The sequence below is a fragment of the Candidatus Zixiibacteriota bacterium genome (assembly GCA_034439475.1).
Lineage (GTDB): Bacteria > Zixibacteria > MSB-5A5 > GN15 > FEB-12 > JAWXAN01.
In genome coordinates, this window is record JAWXAN010000048.1 from 102,615 (window position 1) to 122,860 (window position 20,246).

22 protein-coding genes are annotated in these 20,246 nt (G+C 48.1%); 1 reads left to right on the top strand and 21 read right to left on the bottom strand.

The annotated features are described in order from the left end of the window. Positions 1–2: 2 nt before the first annotated feature. Positions 3–854: a permease-like cell division protein FtsX gene (locus SGI97_07350; protein ID MDZ4723703.1), complete on the bottom strand. Its 852-nt coding sequence runs from the start codon at positions 852–854 to the stop codon at positions 3–5. Then, positions 854–1,516 carry an ATP-binding cassette domain-containing protein gene (locus SGI97_07355; GenBank protein ID MDZ4723704.1) on the bottom strand — a complete coding sequence of 221 codons (663 nt, stop codon included), beginning with the start codon at positions 1,514–1,516 and terminating at the stop codon, positions 854–856. The genes SGI97_07350 and SGI97_07355 overlap by 1 nt, the downstream gene beginning before the upstream one ends. Before the next feature lie 139 nt (positions 1,517–1,655). Between SGI97_07355 and SGI97_07360 the strand changes: the two genes are divergently transcribed. Further along, a complete protein-coding gene (locus SGI97_07360) occupies positions 1,656–2,615 on the top strand; it encodes a YCF48-related protein (GenBank protein ID MDZ4723705.1) in 960 nt (319 codons plus the stop codon). 92 nt (positions 2,616–2,707) lie between these two features. On the opposite strand, the gene SGI97_07365 is transcribed toward SGI97_07360, so the two are convergent. The 19 genes from SGI97_07365 to gatC form a co-directional block, all read right to left on the bottom strand. Then, positions 2,708–3,865: a hypothetical protein gene (locus tag SGI97_07365; protein ID MDZ4723706.1), complete on the bottom strand. Its 1,158-nt coding sequence runs from the start codon at positions 3,863–3,865 to the stop codon at positions 2,708–2,710. Positions 3,866–3,981: 116 nt separating this feature from the next. Further along, the gene (gene rho / locus SGI97_07370) at positions 3,982–5,229 is read right to left on the bottom strand and encodes a transcription termination factor Rho (protein MDZ4723707.1); all 1,248 of its coding nucleotides are present in this window, start codon (positions 5,227–5,229) and stop codon (positions 3,982–3,984) included. Between the two features lie 54 nt (positions 5,230–5,283). Then, the gene (gene rsfS, locus SGI97_07375; GenBank protein ID MDZ4723708.1) at positions 5,284–5,619 is read right to left on the bottom strand and encodes a ribosome silencing factor; all 336 of its coding nucleotides are present in this window, start codon (positions 5,617–5,619) and stop codon (positions 5,284–5,286) included. A gap of 29 nt (positions 5,620–5,648) precedes the next feature. Next, entirely contained in the window at positions 5,649–6,011 is a 363-nt protein-coding gene (locus SGI97_07380; GenBank protein MDZ4723709.1) for a LytR C-terminal domain-containing protein, read from the bottom strand. A 237-nt stretch (positions 6,012–6,248) separates the two neighbouring features. Beyond that, positions 6,249–6,734 carry a hypothetical protein gene (locus SGI97_07385; protein MDZ4723710.1) on the bottom strand — a complete coding sequence of 162 codons (486 nt, stop codon included), beginning with the start codon at positions 6,732–6,734 and terminating at the stop codon, positions 6,249–6,251. 143 nt (positions 6,735–6,877) lie between these two features. Beyond that, positions 6,878–7,621 (bottom strand): NTP transferase domain-containing protein, encoded by a 744-nt coding sequence (locus SGI97_07390; GenBank protein ID MDZ4723711.1) that lies wholly within the window; start codon positions 7,619–7,621, stop codon positions 6,878–6,880. Between the two features lie 48 nt (positions 7,622–7,669). After that, positions 7,670–8,020, bottom strand: a complete 351-nt coding sequence (panD, locus tag SGI97_07395) for an aspartate 1-decarboxylase (GenBank protein ID MDZ4723712.1) — start codon at positions 8,018–8,020, stop codon at positions 7,670–7,672. A gap of 127 nt (positions 8,021–8,147) precedes the next feature. After that, positions 8,148–8,627, bottom strand: coding sequence for an NUDIX domain-containing protein (locus SGI97_07400; GenBank protein ID MDZ4723713.1), 480 nt, complete (start codon positions 8,625–8,627; stop codon positions 8,148–8,150). 13 nt (positions 8,628–8,640) lie between these two features. Continuing rightward, positions 8,641–9,486, bottom strand: a complete 846-nt coding sequence (gene panC / locus SGI97_07405) for a pantoate--beta-alanine ligase (protein ID MDZ4723714.1) — start codon at positions 9,484–9,486, stop codon at positions 8,641–8,643. A gap of 31 nt (positions 9,487–9,517) precedes the next feature. After that, positions 9,518–10,651, bottom strand: coding sequence for a hypothetical protein (locus SGI97_07410; GenBank protein MDZ4723715.1), 1,134 nt, complete (start codon positions 10,649–10,651; stop codon positions 9,518–9,520). Between the two features lie 53 nt (positions 10,652–10,704). Then, positions 10,705–11,862 (bottom strand): DegT/DnrJ/EryC1/StrS family aminotransferase, encoded by a 1,158-nt coding sequence (locus tag SGI97_07415; GenBank protein ID MDZ4723716.1) that lies wholly within the window; start codon positions 11,860–11,862, stop codon positions 10,705–10,707. After that, positions 11,849–12,910: a glycosyltransferase family 4 protein gene (locus SGI97_07420; GenBank protein MDZ4723717.1), complete on the bottom strand. Its 1,062-nt coding sequence runs from the start codon at positions 12,908–12,910 to the stop codon at positions 11,849–11,851. The genes SGI97_07415 and SGI97_07420 overlap by 14 nt, the downstream gene beginning before the upstream one ends. A gap of 9 nt (positions 12,911–12,919) precedes the next feature. Then, positions 12,920–14,026, bottom strand: a complete 1,107-nt coding sequence (locus tag SGI97_07425; protein ID MDZ4723718.1) for a DegT/DnrJ/EryC1/StrS family aminotransferase — start codon at positions 14,024–14,026, stop codon at positions 12,920–12,922. Between the two features lie 8 nt (positions 14,027–14,034). Next, positions 14,035–14,793 carry a DapH/DapD/GlmU-related protein gene (locus tag SGI97_07430; protein MDZ4723719.1) on the bottom strand — a complete coding sequence of 253 codons (759 nt, stop codon included), beginning with the start codon at positions 14,791–14,793 and terminating at the stop codon, positions 14,035–14,037. 19 nt (positions 14,794–14,812) lie between these two features. Beyond that, positions 14,813–16,012, bottom strand: coding sequence for a GNVR domain-containing protein (locus SGI97_07435; protein MDZ4723720.1), 1,200 nt, complete (start codon positions 16,010–16,012; stop codon positions 14,813–14,815). Continuing rightward, on the bottom strand, positions 16,012–17,388 hold the full coding sequence (locus SGI97_07440) for an SLBB domain-containing protein (GenBank protein ID MDZ4723721.1): 1,377 nt from the start codon (positions 17,386–17,388) through the stop codon (positions 16,012–16,014). The genes SGI97_07435 and SGI97_07440 overlap by 1 nt, the downstream gene beginning before the upstream one ends. Before the next feature lie 129 nt (positions 17,389–17,517). Continuing rightward, positions 17,518–19,200 (bottom strand): CTP synthase, encoded by a 1,683-nt coding sequence (locus SGI97_07445; protein MDZ4723722.1) that lies wholly within the window; start codon positions 19,198–19,200, stop codon positions 17,518–17,520. A 5-nt stretch (positions 19,201–19,205) separates the two neighbouring features. Then, entirely contained in the window at positions 19,206–19,958 is a 753-nt protein-coding gene (gene kdsB, locus SGI97_07450) for a 3-deoxy-manno-octulosonate cytidylyltransferase (protein ID MDZ4723723.1), read from the bottom strand. Then, entirely contained in the window at positions 19,955–20,245 is a 291-nt protein-coding gene (gatC, locus tag SGI97_07455) for an Asp-tRNA(Asn)/Glu-tRNA(Gln) amidotransferase subunit GatC (protein MDZ4723724.1), read from the bottom strand. The genes kdsB and gatC overlap by 4 nt, the downstream gene beginning before the upstream one ends. Position 20,246 lies beyond the last annotated feature (1 nt).

Below are 20,246 nucleotides of genomic sequence, written 5' to 3' on the forward strand. Positions count from 1 at the left end.
ATCTAATACCTCAGAAGCTTTCTCACGCCAAGGAAACCGCTTACAGCCCCAAGCAACGCCACGGCGAGGCAGAAGAGGGCTATCTCCTGAAAGGATGGCAGGATAATTTCGATTTGAGGCAGAGAGACATGTTTCTTAGCATAGAGAACTGCCAGCCAACTCAAAATAGCTGACAAGCCGCTCAAAAGAAGCCCTTCTAAAATAAAAGGGAGCGAGACAAACGTCCGGCTTGCTCCAAGCAGCAGCATCTGATGAATACCAGTAGCCCTCGCCCGCGCCATAAGTCTGATGCTATTGGCGGTATTAAACAGCGCCGTTAACAATATGAGACTTCCCAGAACCAAACCAACTTTAAGAATATACGATTTGCTCGACTCTGCTTCTTTGAGCCATTCATTGTCATAGATGATCTCGGTATACTGAGCGGTCATACGAAGCTGTTCTTCAAGTCCGGTTAGCGCGTTTGAGGTAACATGATCCGGTTCGAGACTTAACAAAAATGAGCGGGGAAGCGGATTCAAAGTATCATAACCAACAAGAAGATCAACTCCCGCAAGCTCGGTCAATTCCATTCGCGCGCGATCCTTGGAGAAGTATTCAACCAAACGCACAGCCTGCATGTCTACAAGCGACTGATGCATCTGGTCTATTGTCGAATCAGGAACCTCTTCGGAGAGATATATTTCCATTTTCAAAGTTGTGATGAGGGAATCATAGGCTTTGTGCGACGTGCGCGCGGTGACCCAAAAGAGATCAAAGAGCAACAGAAGCAACGCAAGCGACAGCAGTGAAACGATCGCGGTGAGCGGACTTCGCGAAATCGTACGTCCCAATTCTTTACCAATGTAGCCCATCAAAGCGCTTTCAATGCGCCATGGGAAAAGCGATAATAATCGGCCCCGGGCAATTCGGTTTGAAATTTTTCAGAGGCGACAATAATGAGCGAACGCCCGGAAAGAGTAATTGCTTTTAGAAATGCAAAGACCCGTTCAGAGGTCGCTTGGTCGAGTCCGGCGGCTGGCTCATCGATTATGACCAGCGGCTGATGGGTCACAACACTTCGCGCAAGTTGAGTCAGTGTTCTTTCCACTCGGGTCAAAGAACGGGGATAGTCCCCTGATACAGGCAAAAGTGATAACTCTGATAACGTTCTGTCTACAGTTCCCCTGAAAATTCTTTTTGGTTCACCGGCGATAACCAATGGCATAGCGACATTCTCCGCGACTGTCAGGGAGTCCATTAACCCGAATGGTCCACCGACGCCACCAATGTTCTTGCGTACTTTTAAGATTTTGCCGAACTGCCCGCGCTTAACAGCGGTCCCGAGGACCTCGACCGATCCGCTGTCTGGGAATCGAAGACCCACAAGCAATTCAACGAGACTTGTCTTACCTGCGCCGGCTGGGCCGACAATTACCGCAGATTTCTTCTCAGAAAGACAAAAATTGAGGTTTGTGAAGAGGGGAGTTCCCCGGTCAGTTTTCAAGTGAATATTATTCAACTCGACAATAGCCATACTCTCATACCTGTCCGATGAAGAAAATCCGCCACGAAAGCCCTTCGGGCGCGTAAATTCTCTAATAGGACGAAATAGTTTTCAACTTATACCGAAGTTTATGGTAAAACAGAAAACATTATATTACAATTAAAACCGTATGCACAAAACAGCCCCCGTCCGTCTTTCGTACCTTTGTCTTATCCTGCTCACATTTATCAGCCTCGACTCGGCCTTTGCTCAATCATGGGAAAATTTAACTTTTCCTGGCCGAGCAACGCTCACTGGGGCATCGTTTTTATCCGATGATACTGGATATGTTTCGACGTCTGAAGGTCAGTGCGCAAAAACTGTCGATGGCGGCAGAAAATGGTCTATTTTTCAAGTCGCCTTCGGAAGGCATTTTGAAGACCTCGATTTTCTCTCCGCAAATCTGGGATTTATCTGCGGACGAAAGGGAACAGTCTACAAAACATTCGACGGCGGTCAGCGCTGGGTGAATATTTCTGTGCCTGATAGTATATGCTGGCTTCTCAGCATCGAGTTTTTTAATGCCGGCACCGGTATCGTCACAGGTATGACTCGTGAGGCAAATATCCCTGCAAGGGGGGTCAGTTATCGCACGACCGATGGCGGCAAAAGCTGGCAGAAGCAGGCCAGCATGGGTTTAGGTTACGGCGACCTTCTCAATCGAACTGGAAAACCGTTGATGCTTCTCTCATATGGACAGCTTCATGAATCACGCGACAGCGGAAAGAGTTGGACAACGATAAAAACTACCCAAGGAAAACCTGCCCGTTCGCTCGCAGTGTCGGGACAAAATGGGATCATGGTCGGAAATAACGGCATGTGCGCTGTCTCAGCCGATGGCGGCAAGGCATGGGATACGGTCGTGGTGAATATCAAGAACCATCTGACATCAGTGGCCATGGTCTCACCACTATCGGCCTACATTGCTGGAGTGCAAGGGACCATGATGTTCACCGGCGACGGCGGTTTGACATGGACGAAGGAAGAGATACCAAAAACTTTTGATATTTTCGATTTAGCGCTTACAAACACAAGACTCTTTGCCATCGGCTCAAAGGGCAGCATTCTCAGCAAGAACCTTAAACGATAATATTCTCTTGATCGCCTTCTGATTATCAGGGGTAGATTACTTCAATCTTTCACGCGTATTATTCTTTAGAAATAAAAAAACCGACAAGAGACTTACGGCTCTATTTTCTTCCCCAGCACGATCACCGGCGGAAAATATGAGATGTACGGATCGAAGGCATGGGTGATCTTATTCTGGGCTAGCGGAATCTGAACCACTCGCCCGGGAAGACCGCCGGCGCCGTAGATATATTTTCCGTCGGGAGTCATAACTAAACTCGTGAGATTAATTGTTATAGTAGTGGCTCCTTCTTGGTAGGTCGTCGGGATTGAACCGCTTATGGCATCGCCCGGGATGGAATACTTCCACAGTTTCCCACTGCCAGGAGTAGTCAATCCACCCGGGTCGGCTTTGTACGCAGTTTGGCCGTCGGTACTTTTCATGAAATTCCCTATCGGAAAGTCATGCGGTGTAGCCAGGACGATGGCTTTAGTCAGCGTGTTGTATATATACGCGGCGCTCGCGTTTCCTCTAATCCCGTAGAAATAGATTCTATTTGCGGAGCTTACCGGAAGTAAATTGGTCACAGTAATGGCTCCACCTGTTCCATCGACAATTGCCAAAGAATCGATAAAAGTCATAGTAAGATAATCATAACGGTAAATGAACGTGGCCGGAACGCCGAACGGGCCGGTTGTATAGAGAACTCCGTTTGCCGTATCAATCTGGCTGTATCCATTTGCCCGGTTAATGCTGTCGCCGAGAGTAAAATTGGACGGGTTGATTTCGTAAAAGAGAGACGGGGTAACTAAAAGCCCGAGGTTTCGTTGGTGGTCAAAGTGATATGAACCGCCAAACGGAAGAACGATTACTCTCGTGAGCGAATCAGCATCATAGACAACTGTCGAATCGACTCCAATTCCTGAGATGAGCACACTTTGCATATCCGGCGTTATCGAGAGCGTGGTGAAGATATCCGGGATGGAATCGACAACTCTGAGGACGGTGTCTGATGGAATATCAATTAGCGCAAGCCCTGTGCTGGTAAAAAATCCCGAGGTCAGAGCGTAAAGTTTATAGTGGTCGACTATTTCAGGCGGGGGGGGCGGATCGTCATCATTATCCACCGGATTCTTCTCACAACCTGCGCTCAGCAGCGTCAGAAATAAAATCGCAAGAGCCACCTGTCTCATGGACAGGTCTTTGAAACGGGCGAAAGCGATGGGTCGAACCCGAAGCAATTCGGGATTGAAGTTTTCAATGTTTATCATGCAATGAGAAGACGTGTCAGAGATTCATTTTGTTGATAGAATTAATATCTGATGTATTCACATATCTTGGGCATTTTCTGTGAACGCACTTTGGCATTCGTTCATTCGCTGCGGCCCTAATCTTTCATGGATGTCAGGAATTTTGCATTACTCTTGGTCTTCCTCATTCTGTCAATCAGAAACTCCATCGCTTCGATTGGATTCATTTCGGCGAGGAATTTACGCAGTATCCAGACCTTACTGAGCATTTCTTCGGGCATTAGCAGTTCTTCTTTACGAGTCGATGAGCGGTTTATATCCATCGCTGGGAAAATTCGTCGGTCTGCAAGACGGCGGTCAAGTACCAATTCCATGTTACCAGTTCCTTTGAACTCTTCAAAAATGACTTCGTCCATACGCGAGCCAGTCTCGATAAGGGCAGTGGCGATAATCGTCAGCGATCCGCCCTCTTCGATATTTCGAGCCGCGCCAAAAAACCGCTTCGGTTTGTGCAGAGCATTCGAGTCCACACCACCTGAGAGAATCTTACCGGAGTGAGGCACAACCGAGTTATGGGCGCGCGCAAGACGGGTGATGGAATCCAACAGAATGACAACATCGTGTTTATGCTCAACAAGCCGCTTGGACTTTTCCAGAACCATTTTGGCCACCTGAACATGCCGGTCGGCAGGTTCGTCAAATGTGGACGAAACGACCTCCCCTTTGACTGAACGGCGCATATCGGTAACTTCTTCGGGGCGTTCATCAATGAGCAAGACGATAAGTTTCACATTCGGATGATTGGCGGTAATGGCCTGCGCCATTTTCTGCATGATAATTGTCTTACCAGCTTTGGGCGGCGAGGTAATAAGCGCGCGCTGGCCTTTTCCTATCGGACACATCAGGTCAATTATGCGAGTGGTCAGTTCATCTTCGCCAAGCTCCAGTTTGAAGGGATCGTAGGGATAGAGCGGCGTCAGGTTATCAAAGTGGGTCTTGTGCTTGACCACATCCGGATTATCGAAATTGATGGCTTCGATTTTAAGCAGGGCAAAATACCGCTCGTTGTCTTTTGGCTGGCGCACCTGTCCTGAAATGGTATCGCCGGTTCGGAGGTCAAAGCGCTTGATCTGCGACGGCGAGACATAGATGTCATCCTGTCCCGGGAGGTAGTTATAGTCAGAAGAGCGAAGAAAACCGTAGCCTTCTTCCATAATTTCCAGAACCCCCTCGGCATAAATTGCGCCGTTGGAGTTGGACTGGTTTTCCATCACCTTATAGATGAGTTCTGATTTGCGAAGTCCTGACACCCCGGGGATATCCAGATCCTCGGCGAGTTTCAATAACTCTGCGATTGTTTTTGTTTTGAGTTCAACGAGTTCCATAGTGAAATCCTAATTCTAAATACGATACATTACGTTTTCATAGTGAGGAGAGAATCAATCATCCGATAATTGTTCTATCGGAGCGTCTCCCCATAGTTTTTCAAGAGCATAAAAGCGGCGTGTAGGTTCAAGAAAGACATGGACCACGACGTCGATATAATCCAACAATACCCAATTCCCCTCTCTCAGTCCCTCCCTATAGTTAGGGCTGTGTCCGAATTGGACCAAGCCGTCTTCAATTCCACGGGCAATAGATCGAACATGAACATCGGCGTCGCCCGATGCGACCACAAAGTAATCGCACACCGACGATATAGCTTTCAACTTGAGAATCTTTACGTCAAAACCTTTTTTGTCCAGCGCAAGTTTGCCAGCTTTCCGCGCCAGCATCAAAGGCGTAATTTTCTTTACTTTTACGCTCAGCTTTTTGCGCCCCGAGCGGGGAAGCGTCCGCTCATCAAAAAATCTTTGCCAAGCACAAGGGTAGCCGAAATGTGCTCGCTATTCTGCTCGAGCTCCCGATAGATCACACAAGACGGATCGAGTCCAAGTCTGAGTGCGAGTTGTTCCGCGGCATCTCCGTTTTCCTCGCGAGAAATTATAAAAGATTTGGCCGCTTTTCGGATTTTGAATTGACTGGCTTCAACAACCGTCAACTGCATGTCATTGAAATTCCGGCTTTGCAATTCCTGCGTGATTTGCTTTTCGAGGCCAGCCTGGCCGCTCGCATTCTCTATTTCCAAACGCACTGAGTATTGCGGAAGTTCAACTGAGCGGGTCATTCCCTTATTTACTGTCAGGCCGAAGTACGCAAAGTAACCACATACGAATAAAAAAAGCAAGCCGACAGTTAGATATGAACACCAGATGAGTGTCTGTCTTTTATACCGATGTAATGCGCGCTGAAAATTAATAATGCTGATAGTGTGACCTGTATATTTATTGTGCATGCGATCAAAGAAAAAAAGGAAAGTCCGAACGGCCGGGAGCCGATCAAAAAGGAAGGTTCAAACGAGGTATTATTCTGTAAATGCCGGGTTTGACCACCCGTAGTTTCCTCTGCTGTGATATGGTGTATACATTCCTTTGTAACTCTGGAAGCTGACCGACATCCGGAATTTTTCCGACGGATGATAATCAAGCGAGAATCCAGGAATAATCGAAGCATCGCGCGGTCCTGTCGAGGAGCCAAATATCGCGCCGGTATTGTGCACCAATCCGAGATTCAGACTCATCGAGAGTTTAGGCGAAAAATCATAAAACATTGTCGAGCGTAAAAGTCCAAGCGATCCCGAAGTATTGCCGCCCGAGAAAAATGAAACCGAATAGCTGTTGGAGAATCGGACCTTGGAGAAATCAAGCAGGCCGGAGGGCGACAACGATGGCTTAATTCCCAGCGTGTTAGTCGAAGAAATCTGATTCAGACGACTGACATCAGCGCTTTGACTAAAGGCCGTTAGACCTAAAGTGAGCAGAAAACCCGCGTAAAATATTATTCTTTTCATAGGTTTATTCCTTTTAGTCTATCGAATCTCACAACAGCCGTCAATAAAAAACTTTTGCGGCTATTCCTCTTTGGTATAGATTCGATTATCGACTACTTATTATAACACGTTAACTGGCCTAAAGGTGACCTAATTTTATAAAATCAGGTTCTGTATACAAATTTCTCGGCTAGTTCTTCTAATTGATCCATTGAATTTACCCCTTGAACTTCATCGGGGTTTTCCGCTTGAACAATTGCAACTCGTAAGCCCTTGTCATTCAATATTTTGATGGTGTCAGTCAGGTAATACTCACCTTGGGCATTGTTATTTTTTAGCTCACCGAGGGCTGTAAACAATTTTAGGTTATCAAAGCAAAACGTGCCTGAATTAATTTCATTTATTTCCCTAATTTCATCCGAGGCGTCTTTGTGCTCCACGATTTTTGAAAGAAACTCGCCAGATTTATCCCGAATAATTCGGCCATAACCGTCAGGATCTTCAAAAATGGCAGACAGGCATGTTGCCGCGGCATGATTATCCTGATGTACGCGAAAGAGTTCTCTGATTGAATTGATAGATAGAAATGGGACATCGCCGGCGGCAATCAAGGTTGTGCCCTCGAATTCTTCTAAAAGGTCCTTGGCCATCTGCACCGCATGTCCGGTCCCGAGCTGTTCTCTTTGCCAAGCAAAAGAGATTGGGTAATCGGCCAAAGCGGATTGAAGCTGCTCCCCCTTATACCCGATGACGACAACTATTTGCTCAAAGCCGAGCGGTATGAGTCGGTCGAGCAGGATTTTGATCATCGGTTTGCCGCCAATGTTGTGGAGAACCTTTGGTAAATCAGAATTCATCCGTTTGCCTTGACCAGCAGCGAGTATTATGGCGGCCTTTTTAGATGTCATGAACCTTCATTCCTTTTTAGTGTGCGAAAATAGCAGGGGCAGATTTAGTTAATTGGTGGGTTTATTCATCGAATCGACATGCACAACTGCCGGCGAAAAGCCAAGAGATAAGCTTTTATCAATTTGTGCGTATGCTATAATTATGATCAAATCCCCTTTTTGCCCTTTACGGGCAGTCGCTCCGTTTAGTCCGATAACCCCGCTACCTGCTTCTCCCTCAATAACATACGTCTCAAACCGCTCGCCGTTGTTGATATTGACGACATGGACTTTCTCAAACTCTATAAGGTCGGCTTTACGAATCAACTCGGAATCTATGGTAATTGAGCCAACATAATTGAGGTCGGCCTGCGTCACAGTAGCGCGGTGAATTTTGGATTTACAGACAGTTATCAACATTCTTTTCTTCTAACATTGTGCTTCCTAAACAAGTTCGTCGAATATAGCATATTCGGTGGATGGCGCAAGCACCAAGGGGAAGGGGATTTTTTTCGAGCGTTCTATTTTGACTAACCAGCTGCGGCTATTAGACCGGTAGCGCAATCCAGCTTGAAGCGGGAAAGCGCTCAAGTTCTTCCTGAAGTTCATTGAGAATGTGTACGAGGTTTTTCCAATTGACCTTTTGCTGGGCTTTTCGGTAATCCAGCCAAAAATACTCACAGTTTTCAGGACAAAGGGAAACTTTCGATTCCGAATTTACGATTGCGACCAAAACCGGAAGAAACCAAATCGAATCGGAATACGGCTCATAGAATTGGATAAGATGTTCTGTCGTCCAAAGGCTGTTGGCAGTCAAACCAGTCTCTTCGGCAAGTTCGCGGATCGCGGTCCGGGTCACTGTTTCGCTGTCATCAGACATTCCCGTCACAAAACCGATCCGGCCGGGATAGGTCTCCGATTCCGAGCGTTTCACTATAAGAAATTTCCATCCCGTTTCATCTTTTGCCACGACAGCGATATTGACGCCCGGTGTCCGTAATCGCATATGCTGAGTTGGTTTAGTCATTTCATGAAGAGACTTAGAGAAGTTTCAAATTGTCGATCAGACGAACTCCGCGAATTCGAACCGCCATTGACACATATGTGCCTTTGGCAATTTTTGGCGAAGAAGACAAAGTCTCAAAATCGGTGAAAGCTATGTAGTCAATTTCTGCTTCGGGAGATATTTTCAGAATGACCTCACACATTTCTTGTTCGACCTTTGTTGCACTCAACTCTTCTGACCGCACAAGCATTTTGGCCGCCTGTAATGCCTGAAAGAGAGCCAGGGCTTCCTTCCTGCCTTCGGCATCAAAGTATGCGTTCCTCGATGACATGGCCAGGCCATCCCGTTCACGGACAGTAGGTGAAATTATATATTTTATCGGATAGCCCAAATCAGTCGTCATACGCTCAAGGACTCTAGCCTGCTGGAAATCTTTTTGACCAAAGACCACAAGATCAGGACGAGTGATATTAAACAGTTTCGCGACAATCGTTGTCACGCCGCGGAAATGATCCGGTCGCGCTGAACCTTCGAGGGTTTGGGTGAGCTTTTCGACGACAACATAGGTCTGAAAATCGGACGGGTATATTTCTGAGACATCGGGAACAAAGACAATGTCTCCCCCCGCGGATTTTATTTTTCGGACATCCCCTTTTTCATCGCGCGGATAGCGAGACAGATCTTCGGTAGGAGCAAACTGCGCCGGATTTACAAAAATAGTGGTGATAACAGTGTGCGTCTGTTTTTTTGCGCGTCGAATAAGAGAAAGGTGACCTTCGTGCAAATATCCCATTGTGGGAACAAGCCCTATACGCTTTCCTTCGGCAACCAGGCGCCGGGAGAGCGACTGCATTTTGGCAATGGAACGAATAATCTGCATTGGGTCTGCGATACTGGATTTTTCAGCAAACTTATTCGGTCTTGATTGGTGACGTCACAATTTCGGGATTGACGTGCTCATCCACAAAAAACAGAGACTGCTCATCTCCAATCAGATGATTGTCTTTGATCTTGCGAAGCGCGGCATATCCTCGGGCCTGCGCAGCGGCGATAATTGCCAATCCATATCCAAGTACAGAAGCAAATATTATAAAGAGCACAACAGCCATCCCATAAGCCGCCGGTGTTTCGGCCCATCGCCGGGCAAATTCCGAGACTGAAAAAGAAAACGTGACACCGGGAAAGAGGCTGAAAACCGATGACACAAGCGCGGAGTTGTGCGGAAGGAGTGTCAGGCCTGACTGGGTTAAAGTCACAATTTTTTCTCCGCCGCCAAGCGAGACCGACCAGACCAAAAACATGACAGCCCGGTAGGCGAAGTAGGCGAAGACGAACATTGAGACTTTGGCCGCGGCGAGTGAATAAAGAGTATATCCCAGCCATCGAATCGGCTGGCGGATAATAATCGAGAAAGTCTCAAGTATTGCGGTGAATGTCTCACCCTGCCTTTCAGCCGCTGAAACTGCTGGCAAAAGAAGAATGCTTGCGACACATACAAAGAGTATAAAAATAACAAAAATTGTAATTATAAAACCAGGGAATATGAAGAAAAGCAAATAGAGCCAGTCGCCCAAGTACGGGATGCGTGTGATCAATCCAAAAAGGAATAATAAAAATATTACAAATCCCACAAAGAGAACTATCGAAAGCTCAGAGAGAAATATCTGAGACATTCTTTGGCGGGTGAATCGCAGAACCTGGCGGATGCTCATAAATCGATTTCCGCGAATAAGTTCTATATTAAAAGCCGCGATGGCAAACATTCCGAGCATGATGACAAAGACCGACACGCCAATGCCGCTGTAGTAAACACTTCGGGCAAGGCTGCTTTCAAAGGTATGATAGTCAAATGGAAGCAATCCGTATACTGAGAAGGCCGATGAGAGCGGCTGATAGTCTACAGCCAACGCGCTGTAAGTGAAAAGATTGTAAACCACAAGCGACAGCAATAGAAACAGGGTCATAGTCGCTATCTGTTTTGCTGACAGCGCTTTTGCCGGAGCCCACAAAACATCATGATAATTATAATGGGGTTTGGATTCCATTATCTAAATCTCCGCCAATACCCCCTCAAAGTCAAGCTCTATGAACTCACTTACTACCGCCGGTATTTGGCTATGACAGCCGAGAGAGCGTCGCATACGGTGTCAACCTGAGCCAAAGTCAGGTCGGGATACATTGGAAGAGAGAGCACACTTCGTCCGGCTTGAGCAGTGTTCGGAAGATTTTTGCCTGAGTAACCAAGCGCGCGATAGAAGGAGAACTCATATATCGGCCGGTAGTGAATGCCGCATTCGATACCATGAATTGACATTTCATAAATGAATTGGTCGCGTGAGATTTTTAGGGAATCAAGTTTGAGGCGGATAATATAGAGATGCCAACTGTGGTTAAATCCTTTCTTCAAGAACGGCAGGGAAAGACAATCAGAATACACTGCGAGATTTTTGGCATACCTCGCTGCGATAGTCTCACGTTGTTTCTGTCGTTTGGCAAATTGCCTCATTTGTCCGAGTGCTACTGACGCGTGTATGTCGCTCAGGTTGGCTTTGGAGCCCAATGCCGAGACATCGTAGGCGGCTTTACCGGCTTTTTGTCTTTGAAAGGCATTGGCGGTCATGGCATGACGGGACAGCAGGCGAACACGCTCGATCAACTGCTTATTTGTCGAAGCGACAATTCCTCCTTCGCCTGAAGTCAGGTTTTTGGTGGCATGAAGCGAGTAGACGGCAATATTGGCAAGTTGCGCGATGGATTTGTCGTTTACAGCCGAAGCAAGAGCGTGTGACGAATCTGAGAGGATCGGCAGTAAATGTTTCTTTCCGACAGTTCGCAGGGCTTTGTAATCGCACGGGAAACCGGCGAGATCGACCGCCAGGATACAGGCAGTTTTCCGGTTGATTTTCTTCTCGATCAACGCCGGACCGATAGTGAGGGTTTCAGGATCAATATCGACAAAAACAGGTTTTGCTCCGCAGTGGAGTATAACTTCAGTTGTCGCGACAAAAGTAAAAGGCGTGGTAATGACCTCGCTCCCTTTCGAGACGCCAAGAGCCTGAAGCGCCAAGAGCATCCCAGATGTCGCCGAGGAGACTGCGGCCACATGGCGAACTCCGAGTAATTCTCCGATCTCTTGTTCGAGCCGATCTGCTTTTGAGCCGGTCGTCAGCCAGCCGGATTTGAGCGTGGCTGTGACTTCGCGGACTGCCTCCGGGCTTACGGTCAGATTAAAAAGCGGAATTTTAGGCTTTTTCATTGAGCGCTTGTTCGTAGATTCCCTGCATCATATCCAAAGATTTCGACCACACATAACGGGATTGAACAAATTCACGCCCGGCCTGTCCCATTTTTTCGACCAGAGGGATGTTTGTCGCAAGTTTCGTAATTGCTTCCGCTAATGCCTGCGGATTATTCGGCTGAACAAGAATACCCGTTTTACCATCGAGCACAACTTCGGGGATGCCCCCCACATCTGTTGCAATTACCGGCCTCCCTGCGGCTTGGGCTTCGAGCGCGGCCACACCAAATGATTCGCTGAGCGATGGCATAAGCAGGGCATGGTGCTGGGCAATAAAATCATAGATTTTATCATGGTCAAGGTTTCCGATGAGATTCACATTCTCCGCGAGGCCAAACTCCTTGATCATTTCTCTAATTTTTGCTTCGTAGGTTCCTGCACGCAGGATTGAAACTGTGACACCGATGTTTTTATTCTTCAATATAGCCATCGCCCGCATCATGGTCTCGACTCCATAAATATGTCGATTTGCTTTGAGCATACAGAGCCGGAAAGGAGAATGTGGCGGGAACGCTTCTATTTTTTGAGGAGCCGTTACACCGAACGGAATGACGGTGAGTCTATTTGAAATTCCGGGCGCAATCTCAAGCGTTGCATTTTTCAGAAACTCGCTTGTGGCAGTTATATGCCTTGCGCATTTCAGCATCCGTCGCACGAGCATCCTCCCCCATCCTCGCGCCCCAAACTCGAGTATGTCGGATCCCCAAACCGATGCAATAGTCGGAGATATTCTCGCGCCAACTGACCAGAGACCAAAACCTGACACGGCATGCAAATGCAAAATATCCGGTTTCAAGGCGCGTGCGTGTTGAACGGCGCGGAGGAAATTGCTGAAATAGGCCAACTTGCCGGTATGGGGATAAATTATAGTCTCGACACCGTCAATGGGATCGCCGCCGAGCGAGATGACAGTAATTTCATAACCTCGTGCGGTCATCCCGACAGCCCATCTCTGCGTGTGCGGCGAATCAGCCCAGGCAAAGAATAAGACGCGGTATGCGGTCACAGCTCTTAATTATGCCGTGAGCTGTTTAAGAGTTGCGATAACTTCATCCTGTTCGGCTGATGTCATCTCAGGATATATCGGTATTGAAAAAACTTCGCTGGCCGCTCTAGCCGAGTTCGGAAAGTCTTTGGGTTGAAATCCAAGGTCCGCGAAGCATTCTTGCTTATGGAACGGGACAGGATAGTAAATCATGACACCGACTCCTGCGGCGTTAAGGCCGTCCATTATTTTTTTACGATGTGGCGATGCCAGAGTATATTGATTATAGATGTGAAAGGTCGAATACGGCATCCGCTTCGGGGTTTTGAGATTTTTGATTCCTGATAATGCGGCGTCATATTTGGCGGCATTTTGGATTCGCTTTTCCGACCATTTACGCAAATACGGCAACTTTACTAATAGTGTGGCCGCTTGGACGGTATCGAGACGCGAGTTATAGCCGACAACTTTATGATAATACTTCGGTTTTTCTCCGTGGGCGCGAAGCATCCGGCAGAGGTCGTTGTTTTCATCGGTGTTGGTGACCATCATCCCGCCATCACCCGAGCCTCCGAGATTCTTTGATGGAAAAAAAGAAAAGCAGCCATAATCGCCGATTGAACCGCATGGCTTGCCCTTGTATTCAGCCCCTATCGACTGTGCGCCGTCTTCGATAACTTTCAGTTTATGTTTTTTGGCGATAGCCATAATTGGATCCATGTCCGCCATTTGGCCAAAAAGGTGAACTGGAACGATGACTTTGGTTTTCTTCGTGATTGCGGCCTCGATTTTATTTGGGTTGATATTGTAGCTGTCGGCGTCAATATCGATAAAAACCGGCTTTCCGCCCAAGCGAGAGACCACACCGGCGGAGGCAAAGAACGAAAAATCAGAGGTGATAACTTCGTCCCCCGGACCGACACCGCAGGCGCGAAGGGCGATGAGAAGGGCATCGGTACCTGATGCGACTCCTATTCCGTGTTTGACGCCGGAAAGTTTGGCGCACTCGGCTTCAAATTCAGTGACTTCAGGGCCAAGCACAAATTTGCCGTGGGTGTAGACGTTGATTACCGCCTTGTCCATCTCGGTTTTCATGTACGCGTATTGACGGGTCAAATCCAATAATGGGACAGCCATGCGCTCTATTACTCCTTCCAGCCTTGATTTTCGAGAAGTTGTTCGGGCGGGACATCGCGGAATTCTTTCGCGGGCACTCCAGCCACGATTTTTTTCGGCGCTGTGTTTTTTGTGACAAGCGCGCCCGCCGCGACGAGTGTGTCCTCGGCGATAATTATTCCGGGCAGTATCACTGCCCCGACTCCGATTCGTGCGCCGCGTTTTATGGTAACACCTTTGAAGTGTTTAAAGCGCTCTTCGGTGCGGCCAATATAATTGTCGTTCGAGGTAGCAACACATGGCGCAACAAAGACCCGGTCTTCGATTGTCGAATAGGCAGTGATATAGACATTGGTTTCGAGTTTTACGTAGCGTCCGATAGAGCAGTCGTTTTCGATTGCCACTCCTCGCCCGATGATGCTGAAATCGCCAACACTCACCCGTTCGCGAACGGTCGACAGATCGGCGACAAGGACCTTGTTACCGAGGGTACAGCCGCGATAAATAACGACATGGGTGCCGATTATGCAATTGTTTCCGACCGTAGCCGGTGGCAATTCATCGCTTTTAGTAACTGCTGAATTGGCCGCCCGCATCGGCTTCTTCCCAATCACTGCGACATCGTCGATTCGGACATTGTCGCCAATGATCGTGTCATCGTGGATGATAACATGACTTCCGATTACGCAGTCGCCCCCGATTTGGCTGTTTACGCCGAAGGAACAAAACTGTCCAAAACGGCTTCCGGCGCCGATTGTGGCGGTGGGGGCTATATACGATGTGGTCATTAAATCCTTTCGCTCTCTGTCATCGGTTGTGGCCTTTGAATCCGGGCAGCCAACCAAGATATGCTCTAAAAAATGACTGCACCCGCTGGTAGTCATCATTATTTCTCTGACTCAGATTTTCAAGAAAGGTTATGACCGAAGCCAGAATAATGGCCATAATTACTGCAAGACCTGCGCTGATGACAACAATAAATGTCCGCTGGGGACGGCTCTTTAACTCGGGTACCTGGGCCTTATCGATTATCGAGACAAAGGGAATAGCCTCGGCTTCCTGTATTTTTGCCTGCTCGTGCTGTTCAAGGAGAACTTCGTAAAGCGCTTCGCTCACCCGCACCCGGCTGAGGAGAAACTCATAGCGTCCTTTGAGCGATGGAACCGATGCCAGCGGGAGGGCAAAATATGAACTGTCGCTGCCGCCGTGCTCAAGCCGGTTAAGTTGAGAACGAATGAGCGCCTGTCTTCCTTTGTTTTCCATGAGCGAAGGATGGTTTGAACCATAGATTCGCTCATCCATTTGAATTTGTACCTCGAGAGAGGCGAGTTCGATTTTCATGGAAACGGCCTGATCAAGGGCAAGTTTAGTCTGCTCATCGAAATCGACAGTGCGGTTATCTTGCTGGAAGGCCTGAAGGAGGTAGCGCGCAGAATCAAGTTCACCTTTTATTGCGGCAAGTCGTTCCTCGACAAAAATGCGCTTTTCGCGAGCCTTTCCGACAATGAGTTCACGGGAAACTTTGTTGAGCTCCTCGACAAATGCGTTAGCCATATCAGAGGCAACTTGCGGTTCGCGGTCTTCGACTGAGATTGTAAGGAGACCTTCATCTGTGGCCGCAAACACCGCCCGATCTTTCAAGGTCTCATAGGCTTCGGCTCTGCGTTCGGATTTGTAACGTCTCATAAGATCGAACCGGTCTATAATTTGGTCGGCAATAACGTTGCTTCGCAAAACCCGGGCATGGACATCGGCCGGTGTGACCATCGCAGGCAACTCAAGTCCCGAGGTTAGCGAAGAGAGTTGTGAGAGTTGAGCGTATTTGCCAACCGGCATTGAATCTCCTGATGAGGGAAGCACGAGGGCGGTTGCTTTATACCAAACTGGCAGAAGGAACGAGACAGCGATAGCGATAACCGTGATGGTCAAAATGAACCCGAGTATGAAACGCTTCTTCCGTACGAGCATTTCAAGAAAAAGAAATAGATTGTTCGATTCAGAAGTCACTACAGTGTTTCTTCCTGACCATAGACGATTAACTCATCACCGTCCCCGACGTAGGATTCGGGGGAGATAATATCCGTCGTTTGGGCTATGCGGTCGAACATGCCTAAGTGGGAACGATTGGCAGTCGAGACAAATCCACCAGCCAGATCAATATAATTCTTGGCGTTTTTTGATTCGCCGAATAAATAAAGTCCCGGGCGTTTTACTTCACCGCTGACTTTAACATAGCCGACCCGCTGTGGGACAAATATAGAGTCAGAGGCAGAAAGCAGCATGCTCGACTGGGTGCCATTCGCCGTGACACGTATCGGATATCGTCCTGACTCGGAGTGCTCCCAGGGACTTCGTTCGGTCTCGCGAAAAACAACAATCCGCGAGATGTTTCCATCGCCGCTCACGCCTCCGGCGATTTTGAGCAGGTCATCGATAGACATATTTTCAGAAAGAGAATAAAAGCCGGGTTTTTCAACCGCGCCAAAAATCTGCAGTGATTTCGAATCCGATGACAAAGCCTGCGAGGGAATGACAATGATATCTTTGCTGTGGAATCCTTCTTTGACGCCAACCTTCTGTCCGTCTTTTCGGAGGCAATAGGCGTTCGCTGTGTCAGCGCGAATGGTTAGTCCGCCGGCATAGGAGATGAGTTGCGCCAGACTTTCTCCGCCCATGAGTTCGATTGTTCTCGAAGTTCTCACTTCTCCGGTCAACTGTACCACCTTTTCGTCCTGGCCGGGCACAAAGACGGAAATACCAGAATAGAGATAGGGGTCGGATGTAAATTGACCTGCGAATTGTGCCTTGTCCAAGTCAACAGTAAGAGTACCCGGTCCGCCGCTTAATTCTATACGCCGCCTCGAGCCCCCCGGAAGTATCCCTCGCGCTGAATCGATGAGGACAGAAACTGATTGAGAATTATAGAGACTATATGTTCCGGGTTTGGCAACTGCTCCGAAAATAGTGATGGCGACGAGAGCAGGCTCATCGATGGAGATTATGATTTGTTCGGTTGTGTAGGCTTTCTTAAGCTCTGCTTTGAGAAGCTCTCTGACTTGCGAGAGAGTCATCCCGCCGACTTCGAGCATCCCGATATTCTCATGAATAATGCGCCCTTCGGCGTCAACTATTAGCCGCAGAGATGACAGTTGGGTTTTGATAAATGTGACGGTGAGTTTTTCGCCAGGGCGGATGAGGAATTGATCGGGATTTATCGGTCGGACAAACGAGGCATGCGTCTTAGTAATGGATTCCATCTGGGTGGCAATATTATTCGGCGGGTCGGACTCAGCCTTAACATAAACGCTCAGGAGGAACAGAAAAGACAGCGAACCGAGAACAAGCGGAAATGGTCTGTAACTGATATCGCCTCTATTACTCATACTTCAGGTCACTACCGGGTGCTGCTATGTCGCGCGTCATCACACGGCCATAAAGAATAGCCAAGAGAGGTGTGGATGTCAACATTGTGTTGCGAATGCAATGTGAATGAACGTAACCGCTCTTTTCTGTTAATTGGCCGAAATGGTGACATCCTCGGGTTTTATCCGCGTCTCGTCAGCAAGGCCATTCTTACGAAGATAGTGGTCAACAGAAGCCCTCACAAATTCTCTAAATAGAGGGTGGGGGCGTGTCGGACGAGATTTGAGCTCGGGATGAAACTGCACACCCACAAACCATGGATGATTTGCAACTTCGATAATCTCTACAAGACGATTGTCCGGCGATGTACCTGCTACGACAAGCCCTTTTTCAATGAGCATATCGCGGTAGACATTGTTCAATTCATAGCGATGGCGGTGGCGCTCTGAAATCTCCGATAGTTTATAGGCTTCCTGAGATTTGGTGTTATCGCGGATGATACATGGGTAGGCGCCAAGACGCATCGTTCCGCCCAACTCTGTCACGCCTTCCTGGTCGGCCATGAGGTGAATGACCGGATGTTTCATATCGCGGTAAAATTCGTATGAATGCGCGTCTTCGAGTCCGCAGACATTGCGCGCAAACTCAATAACGGCACACTGCATACCAAGGCAGATTCCAAAAAATGGAATATTTCTCTCCCGCACATAACGAATGGCCTCGATCTTTCCTTCGACCCCTCGTTCGCCAAACCCGCCGGGAATAAGCAGACCGTCGATATCGGTCAGCATCGCCTCGGCGCCGCGCTGCTTTATGTCCTCTGAGGATACCCACTGAAGTGAGACTTCGGCGTCGCTTGTCACTCCGGCATGGATAAAGGCTTCAATAATCGATTTGTAGGCATCTTTGAGGTTAACATATTTGCCGCAGATCGCGATTTTGACCTTCCGCTTAGGAGATTTTATTTTTTCGACCATCTCGATCCAGTCACTGACATCCGGCTCGGGCAAATGCCAATTGAAATGTTCGCAGACAATTTGATCAAGTTGCTGCTCATGAAATTTGAGCGGCACCTCATATATAGTAGGAACATCCTCGGCGGTAATTACCGATCGGGTTGGGACCGAACAAAAAAGCGATATTTTTTGTCGAATAGAATCGCTGATTGGCTTTGCAACACGGCACAGCAGCATGTGGGGCTGGATGCCGATCTCACGTAAATCTTTAACCGAGTGCTGGGTCGGCTTGGTCTTGAACTCTCCGGCTGAATCAACATAGGGCACAAGAGTCAGGTGAATGTACATGACATTCTGAACCCCTTCCTCAAGGCCTATTTGACGAATAGCCTCAAGAAACGGCAGTGATTCGATATCGCCGACTGTGCCGCCAATCTCGGTGATAATAACATCGGGTTTGACGGTCGATTTGATAGGATTGCGAATTCGGGATTTTATTTCTTCTGTGACATGGGGGATAACCTGAACGGTCGCGCCTAAATAATCTCCACGTCGTTCGCGGGTAATAACGGTATTGTAGATTTGACCTGTGGTGACATTATTCCCTTTTTCGAGGGACTGATCAAGAAAACGCTCGTAATGACCGAGATCGAGGTCGGTCTCCGAGCCGTCATCGAGGACAAAAACCTCTCCATGCTGGAAGGGATTCATTGTACCCGGATCGACATTGAGATAGGGATCGAGTTTGAGATTTTGGACACTGAGTCCGCGCTTCTGCAGAAGTAACCCGAGCGATGCCGCGGCAATCCCTTTGCCGAGAGAGGAGACCACCCCGCCCGTTACGAAAATGTATTTGGTCTTTGTTGGCTCTGACATGGAAATTACCTGTTCTTATAGAGTGAATTAATTTTTTTAACATCACCCGGCTGGTCTATAGACACTGTCGTCATGGTCGTCTTGAATACTTTCATCCGCTCACCAAACTCTAACAGCCGTAGCTGCTCCAAAGATTCCGCCATTTCAAACGAAGTTCGGGGAGTTGCGGCGAATTTTGAGAGGGTCTGCTTTCTGAAGAAATATACACCAATATGCGCCCAGAAGTTGAATTGAATGTTTCTCTCAACTTCTGAGTAGGCCGATTGCAAATATGGCAGGGGGAATCTTGAAAACCAGAGCGCATAGCCAGCTCTTGAGAAAATAACTTTGACCTTGTTCGGATCAAAGAGATCGGCATCGGAGATAATCTTTTGCGCAAAAGTCGCGCTGGTGATTTTCCTGTCCTTTTTCATCAAAGTGATTACGTTGTCGATATCCTTGGCGCGTAGTCCAAAGTTATCCCCCTGAACATTTAATATGATGTCGCCGCCGACTTTTCGTGCGGCCTCAGCCGCTCTATCCGAGCCGCTTCTGTGCTTTGCTGATGTCTTTACCACCTCAGCTCCGAAATTTTTTGCGGCTTTGGAGATAGATAGGTCGTCGGTAGCTACAACCAGACGGTCTATTGATTTTACCTTGCGAAGATCGTTCCAAACATAGAAAAGAAGGGGTTTGTCTAAATACGGATGTAAAGCTTTGCCCGGAAAGCGAGAAGAGCCAAGTCGCGCGGGTATAACCGCTGTGACTGTTGCTTTCATCCTCCAATTACCTTCGGGACAAGGAAAAACTCTCCGTCATGGACAGGAGCGTTGCCCAGCACTTTTTCGATCGGAAGGGACGGTACAACGAGATCTTCGCGGAAAACATTTTCGGCGGCGATAAATTGATTCTGCGGCTCGACACCATCAGTATTGACCGTCTGAAGCTGGTCAACATATTCGAGAATTACGGCCAGTTCCTGAGTAAAACGCTCGATTTCTTCCGCGGTAAGATTTAGTCGCGCCAGACGGGCGACATGTTCGACTTGTGCTTTTGTGAGTGGCATG